At 62.1% G+C, this 19393-nt stretch carries 16 protein-coding genes; 7 read left to right on the top strand and 9 right to left on the bottom strand.

Annotated features, from left to right (window positions below; all coding sequences use genetic code 11):
- Window positions 1–55 precede the first annotated feature (55 nt).
- From QA637_RS27440 to QA637_RS27455, 4 genes are all read right to left on the bottom strand, one after another.
- Window positions 56–652: a DUF922 domain-containing Zn-dependent protease gene (locus QA637_RS27440; RefSeq protein WP_283065926.1), complete on the bottom strand. Its 597-nt coding sequence runs from the start codon at window positions 650–652 to the stop codon at window positions 56–58.
- A 62-nt stretch (window positions 653–714) separates the two neighbouring features.
- Window positions 715–1254 carry a DUF992 domain-containing protein gene (locus tag QA637_RS27445; protein WP_283065928.1) on the bottom strand — a complete coding sequence of 180 codons (540 nt, stop codon included), beginning with the start codon at window positions 1252–1254 and terminating at the stop codon, window positions 715–717.
- A gap of 384 nt (window positions 1255–1638) precedes the next feature.
- Entirely contained in the window at window positions 1639–2037 is a 399-nt protein-coding gene (locus tag QA637_RS27450; protein WP_283065930.1) for a hypothetical protein, read from the bottom strand.
- Window positions 2038–2130: 93 nt separating this feature from the next.
- Window positions 2131–2676, bottom strand: coding sequence for a Pycsar system effector family protein (locus QA637_RS27455; RefSeq protein WP_153440340.1), 546 nt, complete (start codon window positions 2674–2676; stop codon window positions 2131–2133).
- A gap of 131 nt (window positions 2677–2807) precedes the next feature.
- Here QA637_RS27455 and QA637_RS27460 point away from each other — a divergent pair, with 131 nt between their 5' ends.
- Both QA637_RS27460 and QA637_RS27465 read left to right on the top strand, forming a co-directional pair.
- Complete coding sequence (locus QA637_RS27460) at window positions 2808–6452, top strand: FecR domain-containing protein (protein WP_283065932.1); 3645 nt, start codon at window positions 2808–2810, stop codon at window positions 6450–6452.
- Window positions 6452–8440 carry a CHASE2 domain-containing protein gene (locus QA637_RS27465; protein WP_283065934.1) on the top strand — a complete coding sequence of 663 codons (1989 nt, stop codon included), beginning with the start codon at window positions 6452–6454 and terminating at the stop codon, window positions 8438–8440. The genes QA637_RS27460 and QA637_RS27465 overlap by 1 nt, the downstream gene beginning before the upstream one ends.
- A 23-nt stretch (window positions 8441–8463) precedes the next feature.
- Here QA637_RS27465 and QA637_RS27470 read toward each other — a convergent pair whose 3' ends face one another.
- Genes QA637_RS27470 through QA637_RS27485 form a run of 4 tightly spaced genes read right to left on the bottom strand, consistent with a single transcriptional unit; the run spans window position 8464 to window position 11572 of the window.
- Window positions 8464–9264, bottom strand: a complete 801-nt coding sequence (locus tag QA637_RS27470) for an enoyl-CoA hydratase/isomerase family protein (RefSeq protein ID WP_153440343.1) — start codon at window positions 9262–9264, stop codon at window positions 8464–8466.
- A gap of 7 nt (window positions 9265–9271) precedes the next feature.
- Window positions 9272–10027, bottom strand: a complete 756-nt coding sequence (locus QA637_RS27475; protein ID WP_283065937.1) for an SDR family oxidoreductase — start codon at window positions 10025–10027, stop codon at window positions 9272–9274.
- A gap of 1 nt (window position 10028) precedes the next feature.
- On the bottom strand, window positions 10029–11147 hold the full coding sequence (locus QA637_RS27480) for a thiolase family protein (protein ID WP_428843176.1): 1119 nt from the start codon (window positions 11145–11147) through the stop codon (window positions 10029–10031).
- 29 nt (window positions 11148–11176) lie between these two features.
- Window positions 11177–11572: a Zn-ribbon domain-containing OB-fold protein gene (locus QA637_RS27485; protein WP_283065940.1), complete on the bottom strand. Its 396-nt coding sequence runs from the start codon at window positions 11570–11572 to the stop codon at window positions 11177–11179.
- Between the two features lie 131 nt (window positions 11573–11703).
- Between QA637_RS27485 and gcvA the strand changes: the two genes are divergently transcribed.
- Window positions 11704–12624 (top strand): transcriptional regulator GcvA, encoded by a 921-nt coding sequence (gcvA, locus tag QA637_RS27490; RefSeq protein WP_346283791.1) that lies wholly within the window; start codon window positions 11704–11706, stop codon window positions 12622–12624.
- Window positions 12625–12697: 73 nt separating this feature from the next.
- Here the strand turns inward: gcvA and QA637_RS27495 are convergent, their stop codons facing one another.
- Window positions 12698–14029, bottom strand: coding sequence for an MFS transporter (locus QA637_RS27495; RefSeq protein WP_428843151.1), 1332 nt, complete (start codon window positions 14027–14029; stop codon window positions 12698–12700).
- Between the two features lie 232 nt (window positions 14030–14261).
- Between QA637_RS27495 and QA637_RS27500 the strand changes: the two genes are divergently transcribed.
- The 4 genes from QA637_RS27500 (at window position 14262) to QA637_RS27515 (ending at window position 19387) form a co-directional block, all read left to right on the top strand.
- Window positions 14262–15185, top strand: coding sequence for an NAD(P)-dependent oxidoreductase (locus QA637_RS27500; protein ID WP_283065942.1), 924 nt, complete (start codon window positions 14262–14264; stop codon window positions 15183–15185).
- 58 nt (window positions 15186–15243) lie between these two features.
- Window positions 15244–16503, top strand: a complete 1260-nt coding sequence (locus tag QA637_RS27505; RefSeq protein WP_283065944.1) for a CaiB/BaiF CoA transferase family protein — start codon at window positions 15244–15246, stop codon at window positions 16501–16503.
- A 1-nt stretch (window position 16504) separates the two neighbouring features.
- A complete protein-coding gene (locus tag QA637_RS27510) occupies window positions 16505–17938 on the top strand; it encodes an aldehyde dehydrogenase family protein (protein ID WP_283065946.1) in 1434 nt (477 codons plus the stop codon).
- A 213-nt stretch (window positions 17939–18151) separates the two neighbouring features.
- Window positions 18152–19387, top strand: a complete 1236-nt coding sequence (locus QA637_RS27515) for an MFS transporter (protein ID WP_283065948.1) — start codon at window positions 18152–18154, stop codon at window positions 19385–19387.
- Window positions 19388–19393: the final 6 nt, after the last annotated feature.

A 19393-nucleotide genomic window follows, 5' to 3' on the forward strand; every position in this document is an offset into this window, starting at 1 on the left:
GCGTCGTTTCAAAGAGTTAGATCATTTCGCTGTTTCCGTGAAACAACAAAATGATTTAATGCCCGTTCACCAGCTTGAGTATGAGCTGGTGGACATTGCCGCCGTCGCTCATCTCGACCCGGTCGAAATCGCGGCTGCGCTGCCGTTGGGCGAGAGAAAGCGCGCCGAGGCGCTTGGTCAGTTCGGTCCTGATTTTGCGGCACGTCGGATCATCGGGCACAGTCAGCCCGACTGACGTGTTTTCGATCTGGCGCACCATGTCCTTGATGAAATCGCCATGCACCCGCTCATGCTGGTGCACGCCGGCGATGAATGTCTCCCAGTTCTCCCGCACACCCGCCGGCAATGCTTTTGCGGGCTTCGGCAGCATATAGGTGATCGTAAGCTTGGGCCGAGCGGTAGAGAGGACGCAGGCATCGCCCTGCGGCTCGTATTTCCGCGTCCAGGTCAGCTTGAAATCCGTATGCGCGATCGCGCGAACGGGGCCGAGCTTCGGCCCCCGCTCGCCGATCGACGCATAGAGTTCGGCACCGGTTTCTCCCGAAATCGCGTAGGTCCGCACCTTCTCGACGGCCTGCCATTCGGCGCGCGCAACGGCAGGCAATGCCGCCACGCACGCCGCCAACAGACAAGAACGAACGGCTGCCCCCACGCACTTCCCCCTACAATCGATATGACATCTATCGGTCCGTGCCGGACGACACCGGTGCGCGTTTAGTTGACGGCGTTGAGCGTCATCGACGTGCCGGCAGCAGCGATATTGAGCCCGATCTGGCCGGTGACGCTGATCGCCTGCAGATGGATCGAGCCAGCCGTGCCGCCGATGAGCACATTTGCACCGACGCCGGCGCCGACGGTCGCTTCGGCCGACGCGCCCTGGTAGATGCCGCCCAGCGATCCGCGGTGGTAACCGGCGGTCGGCGCCAGCACCGCCCAGATCAGCCGGCTGCGCGTGGTGAACCCGAGATCGACGCCGAGTTTCCTGATCTCGCCCTGATAGTGATCCGAAGCCTCGCCGGCGAGGCTGGACCGGAAGACGCAATCAACCTCCTTGGCCGAGCCGAGAACGTAACCGGCGCCGCCGCCGACGTTGCAGTCGAGATAGCCGATCTTCACACCGCCACGCAGATCCGGCTCCAGCGCCGGCGCCGGTGCCTGAGCCGGATAGCTGGGGACGTCGGCGGCATTGGCGGCAACGGTCCCCGCGAGAACCAGCGCCGCGACGGACGCCTTCACGGCAAAACTCTTCTTCATTGATGGTCTCCTTTCGGGATCGGCAGCGGTGGCCAGCGCTCGTACGTCCAGCGAACAAAGCGCAGGTTGCAGATGGTAGGAGTCGCACCCTTAGTTCCCGATTGGGCTTTTCCAAGGCACGCCCGAACCCCGAATAACGAAAAGGCGCTATCGGCCTGCATGCAAGAGCGTTTTCCACAACGCCATCTGAGCTTGAGGAGGTGTTTCAATGCCAAGATCGGCGAAGCGATGGAACGGCTTGCGTGGCGGGGCTGGGACCCTGCCAAGCTGGGCCGCGCCACTCGACGACTTCTGCGCGCTGCCGGCGAAAGGGTTTCGCACGGCTGACTGCTGCCGACGGCGCGCGCCAGCCCCTCCCTTAAGCGGGAGGGGCTTCTCGACATGTCAGAACTTCGAATAGGCGTTCGTCACGGCCTTCGCGTTTCCCGCGCCGATTTGTTTTTGCAGGGCCAGAATCGTGTCTCTCGCGCTGGCGGTGAGTGCCGGACTGGTCGCAAGCTGAGACAAGCTCTTGCTTAGCTGATCGCGAGCGCTCGCGCTCAGCGGCACGCTTGTCAGAAGCTGCGATAAATTCTTGCTCTTTGTTCCCGCAAGCAAATTCCCTGCCCCGACGCCAAAAGCAGTCTTCGAGGACAAAATGGGGTTTATTTTCATGGACTGAAGCGAGAAGCTGGCAACATTGGTGATTGATTTGAACATCGAAGCTAATTCCTCAGGAATCACGGTTGCAGTTGCTGCGGCTGCGGTCTGTTCGTCCAGAGCAACCACCGCATGCACAACCATTACGTGCTATCGATTTCGAGTTTCCTATCGCGCCGGCATGCCTTTTATTCAAATTGCTTAAAGGCGGCCCGCGCGATCGCCAGGAAGTCTGCGCTAGCCCACCACTAACAGGCAGACATAGGCAAGCACCGTGACGAGCAATCCGCGGAAGGCGAAGTTGACGAATCGGTACTTGCTGCACGCGATTGCCGAAAGCGCATCGGCGTTCTCGACGTACTGGCGGAACAGGTAGGACGCGTCCCCATGCTCAGCAGCCTTCGAAAAGGCCTCGCGATGAGTGGACCACGCGCCCCAGAAAAGCGTGGTGGAAGTGGCGCCCTTGCGGGGCAGGACCACGAGGATCGCTGCTACCAGCGAAAAGACCGAGGCGAGCGCCAAGGCGCCGGATAGTATCACTGCGAGTATGTCCCCGCCGACGTAGCGGCTCCAAGTAAACACGCTCCGCCCTTCCTCCGAGCCAACAAGGAACGCGAACATAAATGTGAAAATATAGGCTGCTTTCTGATCGGACATCTTGATCTGATCATAGAAGACATCGTTGATCTTCTGGATATGATCGTAATAGGCGCCAGACGCGACACGCCGTTCCGCGTCCTCACTTGGCGGATCGAGCTTGTACAGACTTCCCCCTGTGTCCATGCGGTATCCCCTTCCCTCTCGTCACCTCTTTACTACACCAGGGCGACAATAATATCCGCCCAAAACTGGGCTCTTGACTTTTTTGCCCCAAAAATCCAGTGGATTCATTGTAACGAGGGGCATATCCGGAGATGCGGAGAAAAAGCACGGGGGCGTTGCTTGCCGCCATGGCGCTTTTTGCGCCGTGGTCGGTGGTTGCTGAGCCCTTGCCGCGCTCTGAGCCCGTTGCCGGCTCGGTCATCGCCCGCAAATCCGGCGAGGAAGTGCGATTCGTCGACGTTTCGAACTGGCGCGTGGTCGATCTTGCCCAGGACCTGCTTGCCGGCGACGTGTTGCGCACCAACGCGACCGGCGCGCTCGCCGTGCTCTTCCGCGACCACACCCAGATCCGGCTCGGACGCAACACGGCGCTCCGCGTCAAGCAGATCGGTGCCGGCGACACAAATCTGGAACTGCAGTCGGGCACCATCTGGGCTCGCGCCGAGCGCGGCGGTCAGGGCCTGGTCATCGACACGCCAGCCGCGGCGGCGGCGATCCGCGGCACCGACTGGACGCTGACCGTCGGCGCCGACGGCAAGACCTCGCTTGTCGTTCTCGAAGGCGTCGTCGAACTCAGCAATCCCTATGGACGTGTGACGGTGAAGCAGGGCGAAGGCGCGGTCGCCTCGATCGGCAGCGCCCCGACGAAGATCGTCATCGTCACGCCCAAGGACCGCGAACAGATGCTATTCCATCTGTCGTTGCGCGACGCCTTCGTTTGGATGCCTGCCACATCGCTTAAAGTGCCCGAGATGCGACGTCAGCGCGCACGGATCGAAGGCCGGCCGGAAGCCTCCCGCGCGGCCGAAGACTGGCTGACCCTGGCCGAAATCTATCTGGCACTCGACGGTCGGCAGAAGGCGCAGGCGGCGCTTGCGCAGGCGCGAAGGCAAGGCCTCGATCGAAAGCAGGCGGCACGTGCAACGCTTGTCTATGCGCTGATCGCCGGCTCCGAGAACCGCTACGGCGATGCTGCGAAGCTCTTCGCCGAGGCCGAGCGCGGCCTCGATGCCAAGCGCCGCTCCATTGCCGCCTATGGCGGTTACTTTGCCCGTGCGCTCGCCAATCCCGAACACGTCGAAAACCCACCTCGCCGGGCGGCGGGCGCTTACGGCGCGCTGGCCGAAGCCTGGACGGCGGGTTTCCGCACCGATATCCGCGCCGCCATCGAAACACTCAAGAAGGCGGAACGGCAGCACCCGGACGATCCGACGTTACCCGCCGCGCGCGCACATTTCGCCATGCTGCTCGATGAGCGCGAGGAAGTGCGCGACGGGATCGAAAGGGCGCTTGCGATCGATCCGGATGACCCGACCGCACTCGAAGCACGCGCCAATTACCGCCTCCACATCGACAACGATCAGGATGGGGCACTCGCAGACGTCGAGCGTGCCCTGAAGACAGCGCCGGGCTCTCCGTCTGTCTGGAACTCCCTCGCGCTCATCCAGGGTCACCGTGGCGACAATCGCTCAACCGAGAACGCACTGAAGAAAGCAATCGCGCTCGATCCGCAGGATCCGCTTTATCACGCCAACCTGGCGGTGCAATACATGGACGAATTGCGCCTCCAGGAGGCCAAACGCGAGCTCGATACCGCACTCGCGATCGATCCATCCTTCGATCTGGTGCTCGTCGCGCGCGGCCGCTATCACTTGCAAAACGGCGACGTGGATAAGGCGATCACAGATCTGCTCGCCGGCTCGACGGCTAATCCTGCCTATTCCAATGCGCAGCTCCTGCTCGCGGCGGCGCAGTATGAAAAAGGCGACCGGATACCTGCGGCGCAGGCACTCGACAATGCCGACAGACTAGATCCGAACGATCCTGTTGTCTCACAGGTGCGCACAATAATTGCGATCGATGAGTACGATGCGGATGCGGCCATCCGCTACGCTCAGGAAACCATGCGGCGCACCCGCGCCCAAGGTGGCGACACGGCAGCCCTGGGTGCCAATCAGGAAGCGGGCTCGACGCTGAATAACGCCTTTCGCCTGCAGGGCCTCGACGCTTGGGGGCAATATTACGGCGATGCAGTGTTCGATCCGTTTGCTGGTGCGGCCTATGTGGACCAGGCGATCCGCGGCAGCGTCAATCCCCTGTTCAATGCATATGACTTTGACGGCAGTCCGGTCGCCAATTCGCAAAACCCATCGAGCTTCTCCGCCTTCTTCCAGGGGCTTTTGATTGAACCGCATATGCTGGCCGACCGCGCACGCGCGGCCGACCTGTTTCAAACCCCCTTCTTCGAAGTCGACCTCGGCGGCGGTGTCGTGGCGGACGAGGATCACGCCGGCTGGATCGGTGAAGCCGAAGTCAGGGGTTTCACTTTCTCGCCATTCCCGATCAGCGTGTTCGGCAATTTGCAATGGACGGAGCCGCACGACACCGTCGACCTCGGAAGCAGCCTCGAGGTCGATCATGAGTCACGTCTGATCGGCGGCAGCGCCTATCTGACCGCAACCCCATCTCCCGACGATCGGGTGGTCGCCTTCTTGAGCATGGCGGAAGTGGATGACAGCCGGAATATTTTCGACATTCCGGATTCGGACCTGTTCCCACTTACCGCCGACCAGCTGAACAACGACAGCGGTTCGAGCCTGATCTCCGGGGTCGCCTGGAGTCATACGTTTGGATATCAAAATATCGCCAATGCCGCGTTCTTCTTCAGCGACCGGGAGATCGATGAAGCCTCGCAGCTGGTTTTCTCGGACATCCCCTTCCCCGATCTTGTGCACCTGAAGAGTGAGCAGAGGGAGACGAGCTACATCGGCGCGTTGAACCACCTTTACGGAGATGGTGACCTGACGTGGCGCTATGGCATTGAGGCCGGCGCCGTTAGATCGGAAGCGAAGGCGGAGTATTACGACCTTATCCCCCCTGCGACGCCGTTTAGCTCCACGAGTTTATCCGCCACCACAGGGGTCATGAAGGCCTATGTCGACGGCCTGTACGAGATCACGCCGGACCTGAAGGTCGAGAGCGCGCTCTTTGCCCGTTATATCGAGGACGTTAACGACGACAATATTCGGCTTGAACCGAAGCTCGGTATCGCCTGGGCGCCGGCCGACGGCCATTGGCTGCGCGCAGCCATTCAGCGCGAGGGCTATAATTTCGGCTCCGCCACCCTGGCGCCCATCGGCATCGTCGGCCTCCAACCGAACCAGTTCCTCATCGGTACGGAGGGTTATGCCGATACCCTCGCCCTGCGATGGGATGCGGAGTGGAGCGACTGGCTTTTCACCGCGGTCGATTATCAGCATCAGGAAATCCGTAACGGCTCAATCGCGATTCCGTTTTCCATTCTGTTCGCGCCGAACGCGTTCGATTTCGACAAGGCCAGAGTCGACCGCGTGGCGCTGACGGCCAACCTGGCGCTCGGACATGGCCTCGGCCTGTCGGCGACTGTTGCCCATACCGAAAGCGACAACCTCTCGGCAGGCACCAGTGGCGACCTCCCATTCCTGCCGGAAAGCTCGGGTCAGGTGGCGCTGACATGGGTTAGTACCGCCAACGTCAGGACGACCGTGGCGGCAAACTATATTGGCGAGCGCTTCGGCGGCGCGACAACCTTGGACGACTTCTGGACCCTCGATGCATCCCTCCTATGGGAGCCCTTCGACAAGCGGTTCGAGGTGGAACTCGCCGGCTTCAACCTGCTCGACGAGGAATTCGAGGTGCGCGACGGCCTTCCCGGCTGGGGCCCCACCGTCAAGGGCACTGTCAAAGTGCGATTCTGATGAACACGCCCGCTCCAGCGCTCGTCCCCCAGCGCTTCGCCGCGGCAGTCGAGCGAATTCGCCGCTCCACGCGACGGATGAAGCTTGCCGTCTTGACCGCCTTCGTCGCCGCCCTCGTCTCGCTTGTCTCGCTGACGGGCACCTGGTCGCTCGTCGATCTGCGCGCCTATGACTATCTTTCGATCATCGGCCGGCCTCCGCTTCCGGAAGATGGTCCGATCATCGTCGCGATCGACGAGCCGTCGATGGCGGAAATCGGCAGCCAATGGCCCTGGCCGCGTGCCCTGCACGCCCGCCTGGTGGAATCTTTGAGGCGCGCCGGCGCGCGGGCGATTGCCCTCGACGTCATCTTTGCCGAGCCGGCAGCCGCTGCAGAAAACGATACGGCACTGGCCGCAGTTCTCGGGCCCGACGTCGTGCTTGCGGGTGACCAGTCGGTGATCGAGACGCCGCAGGCCGACCAGTTCGTCCGCACCGAACCGCTGCCGCTTTTCACGGAAACGGGAGCGAAAGTCGGCATCGCCTCGGTCAATCTCAGCGGCGACGGTACGCTCAGGCAGGTTCCGCCCTATGCCGACGGCTTCGCGGTGACGCTTGCAGCTGTCGCCGGAGCTGATCCGGCGCCGCCGCCGTCGGGTGCGCTGGTCCAGACCTTCGGGCCGGCGCGCACCTATCCGACCGTTTCCTATTACCAGGCACTCGATCCGGAGAATTTCCTGCCGGCGGGTATTTTTCGTGATCGCGTCGTCATCGTCGGCCTGAGCCTGCAGAATGCTCCCACGCTCGCGGAGGGAGGAATCGATGCCTTTGCCATCTCCGACACCGTCTTTTCGCGCGGTCTCGTCGCCGGCGCCGAAGTCCAGGCGACGATCTACGACAATCTCGTGCACCGGCTGTTCATCAAGCGAGCCGGTGCGACGATCGCGATACCGGCGATCATCCTCGCCAGCTTGGCCGCGGCTCTGGCCGTCTCGAGATCGACAAGCTGGAGGACACTCGGCTACGGCGCCATTGCCCTCAGCCTGATCTCCCTGGCGAGCTATGTCCTGATGCGTCTCGGCCATGTCTTCGTGTCGCCGCTCGGTCCCGGCCTGGCCTTCTTCGGCGTTGCGGTCGGACAGGCGGGTCTCGACTATGCCGAGGAGCGCAGACAGCGGCGCGAGATCACGCGCGCCTTTTCGCAATATCTCTCGCCCGCGCTCGTCGAACGGCTGGCTCAGGATCCTTCGCAGCTGAAGCTCGGCGGCGAGAGGCGTACGCTTACGATCCTCTTCTGTGACGTTCGCGGTTTTACGACGATTTCGGAGGACATGAAGGACGATCCGGAGGGGCTGACGACGCTCATCAACCGGCTGCTGACGCCGCTGTCGGAGGCCGTGCTCAACCGGGGCGGCACGATCGACAAGTATATCGGCGACTGCCTGATGGCCTTCTGGAACGCCCCGCTCGATGATCCGGACCACGCCGTCCACGCCGTTCAGGCGGCACGCGACATGCTCACCGCGCTTGCAAACCTCAACGCGGAACTGGAGGCCGAAGCGAACGCGGCAGGACGCCCGCCAAAGACATTGCGCATCGGCATCGGCATCAATACCGGCGAATGCGTCGTCGGCAACATGGGGTCCGCGCGCCGCTTCGACTATTCGGCGCTTGGCGACGCGGTCAATCTCGCCTCGCGCCTCGAGGGAGCCTCGAAGGACTATGGCATCTCGCTGCTGCTCGGAGAGCGAACGGCTAAGCTTGCGGCCGCGAAATTTCCGACCGCCGAAATCGACCGGATCACCGTCAAGGGCCGAAGCGAGGTCTCGCCGGTGTTCACGGTCGCCGATGGGGCCAGCGAGTCCGCCCTCGAACACCACCACCGCTTCGTCGAAGCGAAGTATCGAGGCGCGGTTACCGCCGATGACCCGTTGTTCGAGCAGCTCAAGTCAGAGCTGCCGTCGCTTGAACGCTACTATGAACGCGAGCGGGAGCGGCTTTTGCACTAGCCCCCCGACGCGGTGCGATACGTTCACCGTCCCACGTAAACGGGCTTTCTCTTCTCGCGGAACGCAATCCGCCCCTCGCGCCGGTCCTCGCTGTCCCGGAGTACGCCCCAAGCGAGTTCCGAGAGCCGGAAGGCCTGGGCGGTCGTCATGTCGGCCGCCTCGGTGGCGAGCATCTTCACCAGTTGAACTGCCAGCGGACCGTTGCTGGCGATCGTCGCCGCCACCTTGGCAACGGCTGCCTCCAGTTCATCCCCGGGGGCGACCTCTGTCACCAGGCCGATGTCGTAGGCACGTGCCGCATCGATCCTTTCGCCCGTCAGCAGCAATCTCATTGCGATGTTCCTTGGAACCGCATTGAGGATGCTTGGCACGCCGCCGCCAGCCGGCAGGCTCGAAACCGCAACCTCGGGCAACCCGAAAGCTGCGTTCCTGGATGCGATTATGAAATCGCACTGGAGTGCCAGCTCGAGGCCGCCGCCGAGGCAAAAGCCATTCACCGCGGCTATCATCGGCTTGCGGATATCCAGGGATTTCAGATCAAACAGTTTTACATAGAGGCCGCGCTCGGCGGCCTCGGTGCGCGAAAGGTTAAATGCTTCCACGAAGCTATGCTCCGAGTCGATCGTGGCTCCCAGATCGGCACCGACGCAGAAGGCGCGCCCTGTTCCAGTCAAGACGATCACTCTGACGGATCGGTCTTCATTGGCGAGGCTCAGTTCCATCCGCAGATCGACGAGGTGCTCGACGTCCAACGCATTCAGTTTGTCCGGACGGTCGATGCAGATCGTTGCAACATGGTTTTCGATTGTCGTCTTGATAGCCATCTTCAGCTCACACGCTAGGACTCGACAAGGACCGGCCGCCGCACACGTAGAGCAACTGGCCTGTGATGTAAGAACTCGCCTTGGCGGCGAAGAACATCACGGCCTGGGCAATGTCGTCCGGCGTGCCGATGCGCTGCATCGGCACGCTCTTCTTCAAGCGCTCCTGTACGTCGTCGGCAAAGGTTTGAAACAGCGGCGTCTCCACGATCCCTGGTGCGACGGCGTTCACGGTAATGCCCTGAGACGCCAGCTCGATCGCAAGGCTGCGGGTCAGGCTGACGACGCCGCCTTTCGCGGCCGAATAATTGGCCTGGCCGAAACCGCCAAGCCAGGCCCGCGACGAGATATTGACGATGCGTCCATATCGCTGCTCGATCATCAGCGGAACAACGCTTTTGCAGGTCAGAAAATGGGACTTCAAATTGGTTGCGATGACGCTATCCCAGTCGTCTTCCTCCATCTTGACCAGCCGGCGATCGCGGACGATCCCGGCATTGTTCACGAGGATATCGATCCGCTCAAAATGCTCCTGCACGTTCGCGACCGCTTTTTCGACGTGCTCGCGGCAGGTGATGTCCGCCTGCACGCCGAGCACCTTTCCGTCTCCGTGCCTGCTCTTCAGGGCCGCCACAGTCGCCTCAAGCGTTTCAGCGTCGAAGTCCACAAGGGCGACGGCGTTGCCCGCCTCCAACAATTTCTCGGCAATGCCCAGACCAATTCCGCGGGCGCCGCCGGTCACGATGGCAATCTGATTGTCGCTCATCTTAAACCCCCAGGATGTGGACTGAGGATGCGGCGTGGTCGACACCTGCGATGCCGCCACCCGTGCACTGTGTCAGGCCGATTTTGGCATTTTCGATCTGTCGCCCGTCCGCGCGGTTCTGGAGCTGCCAGACGACTTCGACCATCTGGGCAACGCCTGTCGCGCCGAGCGGGTGCCCCTTCGCCAACAGGCCGCCGCTGGGATTTACGGGAACTCGGCCGCCGAGTGCCGTGGCACCGCTGCGAAGCAGTTCGCCACCTTCGCCGGGTTTGGTGAGTTGCAGCGCTTCGTAGTAGAGCAATTCAGCGATCGTGAAGGCGTCGTGAAGCTCGACGAGATTGACATCCTTCGGATCGACGCCCGACTGTTCGTAGGCGAGACGAGCCGTGCGGGCGGTGATCTCCGCATCGAGGATGTCGTCGCAACCGAGCTCCTGGTACCCCGACTGAACCGCGGAAGCCAGGATACGGACCGCCGCCGAATGCTGTGTCGGGCGACGGGTCGTGAGCACGACTGCCGCCGCGCCGTCGACCGCCGACGGACAACATTGCAGCAAGGTCAACGGCTCTGCGACAGGCCGCGAATCGAGCACCTCCTCAAGCGTCACTTCGCTGCGCTGCTGGGCGAGGGGATTGCGGGCGCCATGAGCCCTGTTCTTTACGGCAACGCGGGCTAACAGTTCGGCCGTTTCGCCCCTCTCGTGAAGGTAGCGCGTGCCTCTCATGGCGTAGACGGTCGGCAGCGTCATTCCGTGGGACGCATAGAGCTCGGTCTTGTAGTCGTTGCGCTGAAGCGGGATGGTGCCGCCGCCGAGCTGCGTCAGCTGCTCGACGCCGAAGACGACAACGGTCTCATAAAGTCCGAGCCTCAGCGCCTGGCAGGCGAGATGCACAGCCGTGGCGCCGCTGGCGCAGGCGTTCTCGACATTGTAAAGAGCCGGCCCGGTGATGCCCATGTCGCGCATCAGAACCTGGCCCAGCACCATTCCGCCGTAGACATTGGCGGCATAGATTGCCTGGACATCATCCTTCCGCACGCCGGCATCCTTCAATGCGCCGAGAACGGCGGCCTGCGCCAGATCCTGCATGGAAAGCGCGTTATGACGACCGAAGGGCGTCATTGCCGCCCCGGCGATATAGACTTGGCTGGTCACGATTTTCCTCCCTTGGCAACCGTGAAGAAATAGGCGGCGTTGGGGTCGGCCCCCTCGCCTTTGCTGCCGACGCGAAGCCGCGAACCGATCTCCGGCTTTTCGCCGTCGGCGAGCTCCAAGCGTCCGAAGACGCGCACGTCTTCCGGAAAATCGGCATAGACGAGGACGAACGGCTTCAAGCCGGTCTTCGGGTTCGGATGGATCGTCGTGTGGCTGTACAGGATTGCCTCGGGCGAGAGGCTGATCGGATAAAAACGATCCGCTGAAGGCGACGTCCCCGGTATGCGCGGAAACACCGCCTTCCCCGTGTCCTTCTCCCGTGATGCATCCAGGCACACTGCTTCGTCGCGAGATCCGGTTTCCACCCGGCTCGCCACCTCGATCGAGGTCATTGGGTTCCTCCACGTATTGAACTGAATTTCTGTAGGTGAAGGCTAGCCGAACTGCGGATTTTCTCAGAACGACAAAGGCTCTCGCTACCGTTGACTAAAAGGCAACAGTGTCGCTATCTTCTGCCATGGATATGCTGCCACCCCTGAATGCGTTAAGAGCCTTCGAGGCTGCCGGCCGCCTGCAGAGCATCCGACGTGCGGCGGAAGAGCTGCTCGTGACGCCTGGTGCCGTGAGTCGCCAGGTTCAACGCCTCGAGAGCTATCTTGGCGTCCGCCTTTTCCGCCGCGATCCGCGCGAGATCGTGCTGACGGCCGAGGGTGAACGATACCTCGCTGCTGTAAGTCGACACCTGGATGGAATCCGCGAAGAGACCCAGAAGTTGACGGGGCGGAAGTCCGTCGAGATTTTGCGGGTTCGGGCGTACACAACGTTCGCCATGAAATGGCTCATTCCACGGCTCGGCACGTTTCATCAGTCGAATGCGACGACCGAAGTGCGGCTGACGACCTCCAATGAAATGGTGGACTTCGAGCGGGAGAGCGTCGACGGAGCCATTCGTCTTGGCGATGGAAACTGGCCCGGCGTCGAGGTGGACCGGGTGATGAGAAACGAGCTGGTGCCCTTGTGCACGCCCTCATTCGCATCCGAGCATGGCATCAACGAGGTCGCCGACCTGAAGCAGGTGCCCCTGCTTCATTCGTTCGTCAGGCCGGATGACTGGCGATACTGGCTCGAAGCCGCAGGCGGATCGGACATCGATGCCTATGCCGGGGACAAGTACGCGAGCTCGACGCTCGCCTATCAGGCAACGCTCGAAGGCCAGGGCGTCATGATCGCGCAAAAGGCGCTGTTTGCGGATGACCTCCGTACGGGTCGGCTCGTTCAGCCCGTCGATTTCACCCTCGATCGCGGTGACTTCACCTACTACTTCATCTATCCCCGCAACCGGCTGAGAAGCCCGGCATTCAGGCGTTTCCGCGCATGGCTTCTCGAGCAGGCAGAGTCCGGCGACGGCTTCAGCCCGAAAACGGCCGAACTGGCCAAGGCGTGACAGCTCGGAGAACGTAAGAGGCGCGCGGCTGTCATTGGCCACGCGCCTCTTCCTGACCGTATCGAGAGTACAGTTATCGCAGCGGCCGGCCCTTCGTTTCGGGCAGGCTCGCATAGACGGCCGCCGCCACCAGGCAGACCGCTGCTAGATAGAGCCAGGTATAGCCACCGTATCCCGCCCCGTTCATCGCGGTGATGATGTAGGGGGCCGTGCCGCCGAAGAGGGTCACCGAGAGCGCATAGGGCAAGGCGACGCCCGTGACGCGGACCCGGGCCGGGAACTGCTCGACCATCAGCACTGCGGCGGCACCGGCAAAACCCGTCATGATCACCATCGCAATCGTCATCATGATCAGTCCTTCGATGAAGCTCATGCCTGGGTAAAGGAGAGCGAAGCTCGGCCACGCCCAGAGAGCGGACAACAGCGCAAAGCCAACCAGAACGGGCTTCCGCCCGATATTGTCGGCGAGCTTGCCGACGAACGGAATGATGAAGAGCGAGATCGTCACCGCGATGACGCCGATAAGCAGCGTGTCCGCTCGCGACATCTCGGTTACGATGTGAAGGTAGGACGGGTAGTTCACCATCCAGACGTAGTTCAGGAGGTTCCCCGACATCGCGATGCCGATAACGCGCAGCGCATCGCCGCGGTGCTTGAAGATCACGTCCTTCAGCGGGTTCTGGGGCACACCCTCGGCAGCGATCCGTTTCTTGAAGATTTCGGTCTCGCCAACGGAGAGGCGGATCCAGAGCGTGATCAATCCCAGAAGGGCGGCCACCACGAAGGCAACACGCCAGCCCCAGTCGGTCAGGCCGGTTTCGCTGCCGAATGCGGCAAGGACATAGCCCAGCACAAACGACACCAGCGTTCCCGCATTGATGGCGAACCATTGCCAGGAACCTGAGAATGCACGCCGCTCGGCAGGTGCCGACTCGACGAGAAACGCCGAAGCCGAGCCGAATTCGCCGCCGGCCGAGAATCCTTGCACCAGCCGCGCGATCACAAGGACGATCGGGGCTGCAATGCCGATGGTTTCATAGTTGGGGCAGACGCCGATCGCGAAAGAAGCAACGGACATGAGCAGAATGGAAAGCGTCAGGCCCGCTTTTCGTCCGTACCGGTCGGCGAATGCACCCAGCACTGCGCCACCGATCGGCCGCATCACGAAGCCGACCGCAAACACCGCGAACACCTGCAGCAATGCGGTCAAGCTGTCGCCAGCCGGGAAGTATTGCTGCGCCAGGATCGATGCGAAGGTCGCGTAGATGACCCAATCTGCATATTCGACGATCGTGCCAAGGGTAGCAGCGACGACCGCCTTCTTCTGTGCATAGGTCAGCGTGCCCGCAAGCTGCGTATTGTTGTCAATGCGCATATTCGATGTGTCACCAAGAGTATCTGACATCGCGCTCCTCCTTCGTGCTGTCAGTGAATGGTCGTCTCGACCTCGCACAACGATCCCAGAAAGCCCCGGCTGGTGTGAGCGAGTTTTCCGCCCCTGGCTGTTGACTAAAATTCAACAATGAGCCGGCGTTCGTACCGTTGAGTTCTAGTCAACAGTAGCCGCCGAATTCTCACTTGAAGAAACAGCCATTTACGGACCGTACTACGCGCCTGACCTGATGGTGGAGGAGACCATGGAAAGCCACACAACTCGCCCGTTCGTTAGAGACATTGGCTTCATTGGCCTCGGCGCGATGGGAGCGCACATGGCCCGGCACATCGCCGGAGCCGGCTTCAATCTTCACGTCCACGATACGAACCGCGAAACCCTCGAACGCTTCGCAGCACTGGGAGCGAGCGTGTGCAGTACTCCAAAGGCGGTCGGCGACGCCGCGGATGCGGTGCTCGTCTGCCTTCCGACACCGGATATCGTCGAGCGCGTTGCACTCGGTGAAAACGGCATCGCCCACGGCGCGAGGGCGAAGATCTATGTCGACCACTCGACGACGGGGCCAAGCGTAGCCCGAAAGGTGGCCGAGGCACTGGCAGAACGGCAGATAACCGCACTCGACGGCCCGCTCGCGGGCGGCATGAGGGGTGCGGAAGCCGGAACGCTTTCGGTCATGATCTCCGGCGAGGAAAAAGCCTTCAGCGCCCTGAGGGACGTCTTCGACTGTTACGGTCGCAACGTGGTGCATGTGGGAGATCGCGTCGGCCAAGGGCAAGCCCTCAAGTTGATCAACAACATGATCGTCGGGGCGAACCTGGTCGTTGCCGCCGAAGCTATCCTGTTCGGCATCAAGTACGGACTGGCGGCCGAGACGATCATCGAGATGCTCAATGCCAGCACTGCACGCAGCTTCGTTACCGAAGACCTCCTGGAAAAGCGCATTCTCGACCGTCAGTTCGACTTCGGTTTCCGTCTTGAGCTCATGTGCAAGGACCTCCGTCTTTGCGTCAGCGAAGCCGAGGCCGCAGGGGCACCGATGATGGTCTCGGCGCTCGCCAAGCAGTTTTACGAACTCGCGCACGCCCACGGAAACGCCACTCAGGACATGACGGTGGTCGTCAGGGAACTCGAGAAGGCATTCGGCGTGAGTATCGAGCGCCGGGTCTAAGCCCGTCGCGCGCTTCGGCGCTCAGCAGGACCCTATAGGCAGTTGAGGAGGTGGAGCCATGTTAAGCGGAGCATTGAGCGGACTAACAGTCATCGACTTCACGCATATCGGCGCAGGCCCGACATGCACGATGCTGCTCGCCGATATGGGCGCCAAAGTCATCAAGGTCGAGCCGCCTGAAGGCGAGTTGGGCCGCAAGCTCGGCCCGGCGTGGATCGGCAGCGACAGCGCACTCTTTCATGGCTTCAACCGAAACAAGCTCGGCCTGAAACTTGACCTCAAGTCCCCCGCCGGTCTGGACGCGGCACACCGATTGGCCGCCGAGGCAGGCATCGTCGTCGAGAGCATGCGGCCCGGCGTCATGGACAGGCTGGGGCTCGGCTACAAGGCGCTGTCGGCCTCGAACCCGCGGCTCATCTATTGTTCCATATCCGCCTATGGCCAGTCCGGCCCCTACGCTCAACGGCCGGGCGTCGACGGCATCCTGCAGGCCGACAGCGGCTTGATGAGCATGATCGGTACGGAAGACGCCGAACCCTCGAAGGTGCAGGCTCCCGTGATCGATGTCTTTACCGGCTATGTCGCGGCGATGGGCATCCTGGCGCAATTGCGCAAGACCGAGGAGATTGGCCTCGGCGCACAACTGGACGTCAATCTGTTCAACTCGGCAATCGCGCTTCAGCAGGTCTCGCTCACCAACTACCTCGCGGACGGCGAGGCTCCGAAGCGCATCGGGAGCGCGGCTCCCTACTCTGCTCCCAACGAGGCCTTTGAAGCGGCAGACGGCTGGTTGATGGTCGCCGCCTATAACGGCGGCCGCTGGGAGAGATTGTGCGACGTCCTCGGCGTTCCGGAACTCGCAGCCGACCCGCGCCTCGCGGATTCTTCGACGCGGGTCGCCAATCGCGCGCTGATGAGGGAGTTGCTCGGCCCGCGCTTCCGGCAAAAGAGCCGCGATGAATGGCTCGCGCTGCTGCAGCAGGCCGACATACTTTGCGCGCCCGTCTCCGATTACAAGGATTTGATGGATCACCCACAACTTGCTGCGAGCGGGATGTTGCTCAAGCTCCACGATCCGCAACATGGCGAGATCACCGTACCGGGCTTTCCGATCAACAGCGCTGCCATGAACGCCGGCAACCACAAGGTGGCGCCTGGACTCGGCGAAGACTCGCGCGCGATCCTGAGCTCCTATGGCTTCAGCGAACAGGCGATCGACGGCGTGCTGGAGAGCAACGTCATAAGCATGACCAAGAAGATCCCCGTCCCAATGAAGTCGGGGGAACAAGGAAACAGAACCAAGATGGCGAGGGACTGAGATGAGCGACCGGACTGTGAGTTACATCGGCGGCAGGGATGTCGACCCTGTCGACGGCAACTATTCCGTCAAGCTGGATCCGCGCACGAAAGCCAAGATCGCGGACGTCGGCAACGGCGGTGAAAAAGACGTCGCACTCGCCTGCGACGCGGCCTCCAAGGCACTGCCTGCATGGAGCGACATGCGTCCGTCGGAACGCGGCCGGATCCTCGTCGACATCGCGCGACGACTTCGCGAGGACGGCCAGCACATTGTCGACATCGAAAGCCAGGAAACCGGAAAGCCCGGCCGCGAGATGGCCTCGCTCCTGGATCTGACCGCCCAGTATTTCGAATTCTATGGCGGCATCGTCAATGTCATGGACGGGGAGGTCATCAATGTCGGCCCCGATTATCACGTCTATACCAGAAGGGACCCCTTCGGCGTCATCGGCGTGATACTTCCATGGAACGCGCCGCTGCACCAGGCGGCCCGCGCCATCGCTCCGGCGCTGGCCACGGGAAACACCGTCGTCGCCAAGCCGTCCGAGCACACTTCGGGTTCGCTCGTGGCATTCGCGAAGTTCGCAGTCGCGCACGGCTTGCCGGCCGGCGTCTTCAACGTGGTCGTCGGCAAGGGCGCTGCGATCGGACCCGCGATGGCGAACCACCCTGCTATCCGGAAAATATCGTTTACGGGCGGCCTCAAGGCCGGCCAGGAACTGGGGCGGATCGCAGCGGATCGTGTCCTTCCGCTGACGCTCGAACTCGGCGGCAAAAGTGCCAACATCGTTTTCGACGATGCGGACCTCGAGGCCGCCGCGAAAGGCTCGACGCGCGCATTCACCTGGAACAGCGGGCAGTGGTGCGCCGCGGGAACGCGATTGTTGGTCCAGGAAAGCATTCACGATGCGTTCGTCGAAAAACTCGTCGCCAACGTCGCCGAGCTTCGTCTTGGCCCGCAGTTCGACGCTTCCAATGGCCCGATCACCACGGAGGCGCAATTCGAGAAGATCAAGAGCTTCTTCGCGATAGCCGAGCGTGATGGCCTGACGCCGGCGATCGGCGGCAAAGTCGCGACCGGTTCCGAGCTCGGCAACGGAAACTACATCGAGCCGACGGTTTACACCGGCGTGCGAAATGAGATGGAGATCGCCCGCGAGGAGATTTTCGGTCCGATCCTGTGCGTCATTCCGTTCAAGGACGAGGCGGATGCCGTGCGCATCGCCAACGATTCCGATCTCGGCCTGGCCGCCGGCATCTGGTCCCAGAACATCGGACGGGTTCACCGCGTCGCCGCTCGCCTCGAGGCCGGGCGGATCGTCGTCAACGAATACAGCGGCGGCTTCGTGCAGACCCCGTGCGGCGGTTTCAAGTACAGCGGCTATGGACGCGAGCAAGGAATCGACGCGCTTTCACACTACACTCAGCTCAAATCCGTGATCATTCGTCTTTGAAGCCTACTGCGGTTCCTCACATCGAAGCCGATTTAAGGAAGGAACAATTCAAAGGGCTGCAGCGTCCTTTGCGCGCCTGACAACACTCGCGGCTCTGCAGGGGCCGGAACACACAGTCGGCCGCTCTCCAAGGTGAGGACGGCCACGATGTCATTGTCCTCGGTGGCAAAGTCGTGCTTTTGAGCAGGAGCAGCCCCGGACAGAGGATGATCAATGGCGAACGACGACCTCATTCAGATCGGAACGGTGGAGTACCAGCGCCTCGCCACGGCGATGGTCATGGCCGGTTTCTCCACCTTCTCGCTGTTGTACAGCGTCCAGCCGCTTCTGCCGGAGTTTTCCTCGACGTTCGGGATCTCGCCCGAGAATTCGAGCCTCGCCGTCTCGTTGGCGACCGGTCCGATGGCAATCGGGATTCTGGCTGCCGGCTGGCTCTCGGACCGGATCGGGCGTCGGACATTGATGATTTACTCGCTGATCTCCGCGGCGCTCTTCGGGACCCTGGCGGCGGTTGCGCCGACGTGGGAGAGCCTGCTCGTGTTGCGCTGTCTGTCCGGCATTGCGCTCGCCGGCGTGCCTGCCGTCGCTATGACCTACATTGCCGAAGAGGTGGAGCCCCCTGCTATCGGTCCCGCCATGGGACTCTACATCGCAGGTTCGGCGTTCGGAGGAATGATTGGGCGGCTTGGCGCCGCGGTGGCAACCGAGTGGCTCGGATGGCGCTGGGCGATTGCCTCGATAGGGCTCTTCAGCGCGGCAGCCGCGATCGTCTTTTGTGCCAGCGCCCCCGCATCGCGTGCATTTCAGCCACAACGCCTTTCCCTTCGGGGCTTCCTCGGCGGTTATGCATACGTGCTTCGCGACCGCGTTCTACTGATGCTCTATGGCACCGGGTTCCTCATGATGGGCGCCTTCGTCACGATCTACAACTACGTGCCGTATCGTCTGGCAGTCGAACCCTACGGTCTCGGTCATGCGGAGATCGGCGCGATCTTCCTGCTCTATATGCTCGGGTCGGCGAGTTCGGCCTGGTTCGGGAAGCTCGCGGGCCGGATCGGCGTGCGCCCTACGTTCTGGCGGCCCGTCGTCGTCCTGCTGATCGGCCTGCTGCTGACCGCACCCTCCCCGCTCTGGCTCATCATTTCAGCGATAGGTGTTGTCACGATGGGGTTCTTTGGGGCGCATACCGTCGCCTCAAGCTGGGTCAGCAGAAGAGCCTTCGACAATCGCAGCCATGCGAGTGCTCTTTATCTCTTCGGCTATTATGCCGGCTCGAGCCTGCTTGGCTCTGCCGGCGGGGTGATGTGGAGCAATTGGGGCTGGGAGGGGGTCACGGCGTTTACCGCCGGGCTTTGCATCACGGTCCTGGCGATAGCGTTCATCATCGCCCGCGCGCCGCCGCTCGCCGATCCCCGACAGCCGAAGACTGGTCAGCGGCTGCCGGGCTAGTCGATA

This window comes from Sinorhizobium terangae (assembly GCF_029714365.1).
Taxonomy (GTDB): Bacteria; Pseudomonadota; Alphaproteobacteria; order Rhizobiales; family Rhizobiaceae; genus Sinorhizobium; species Sinorhizobium terangae.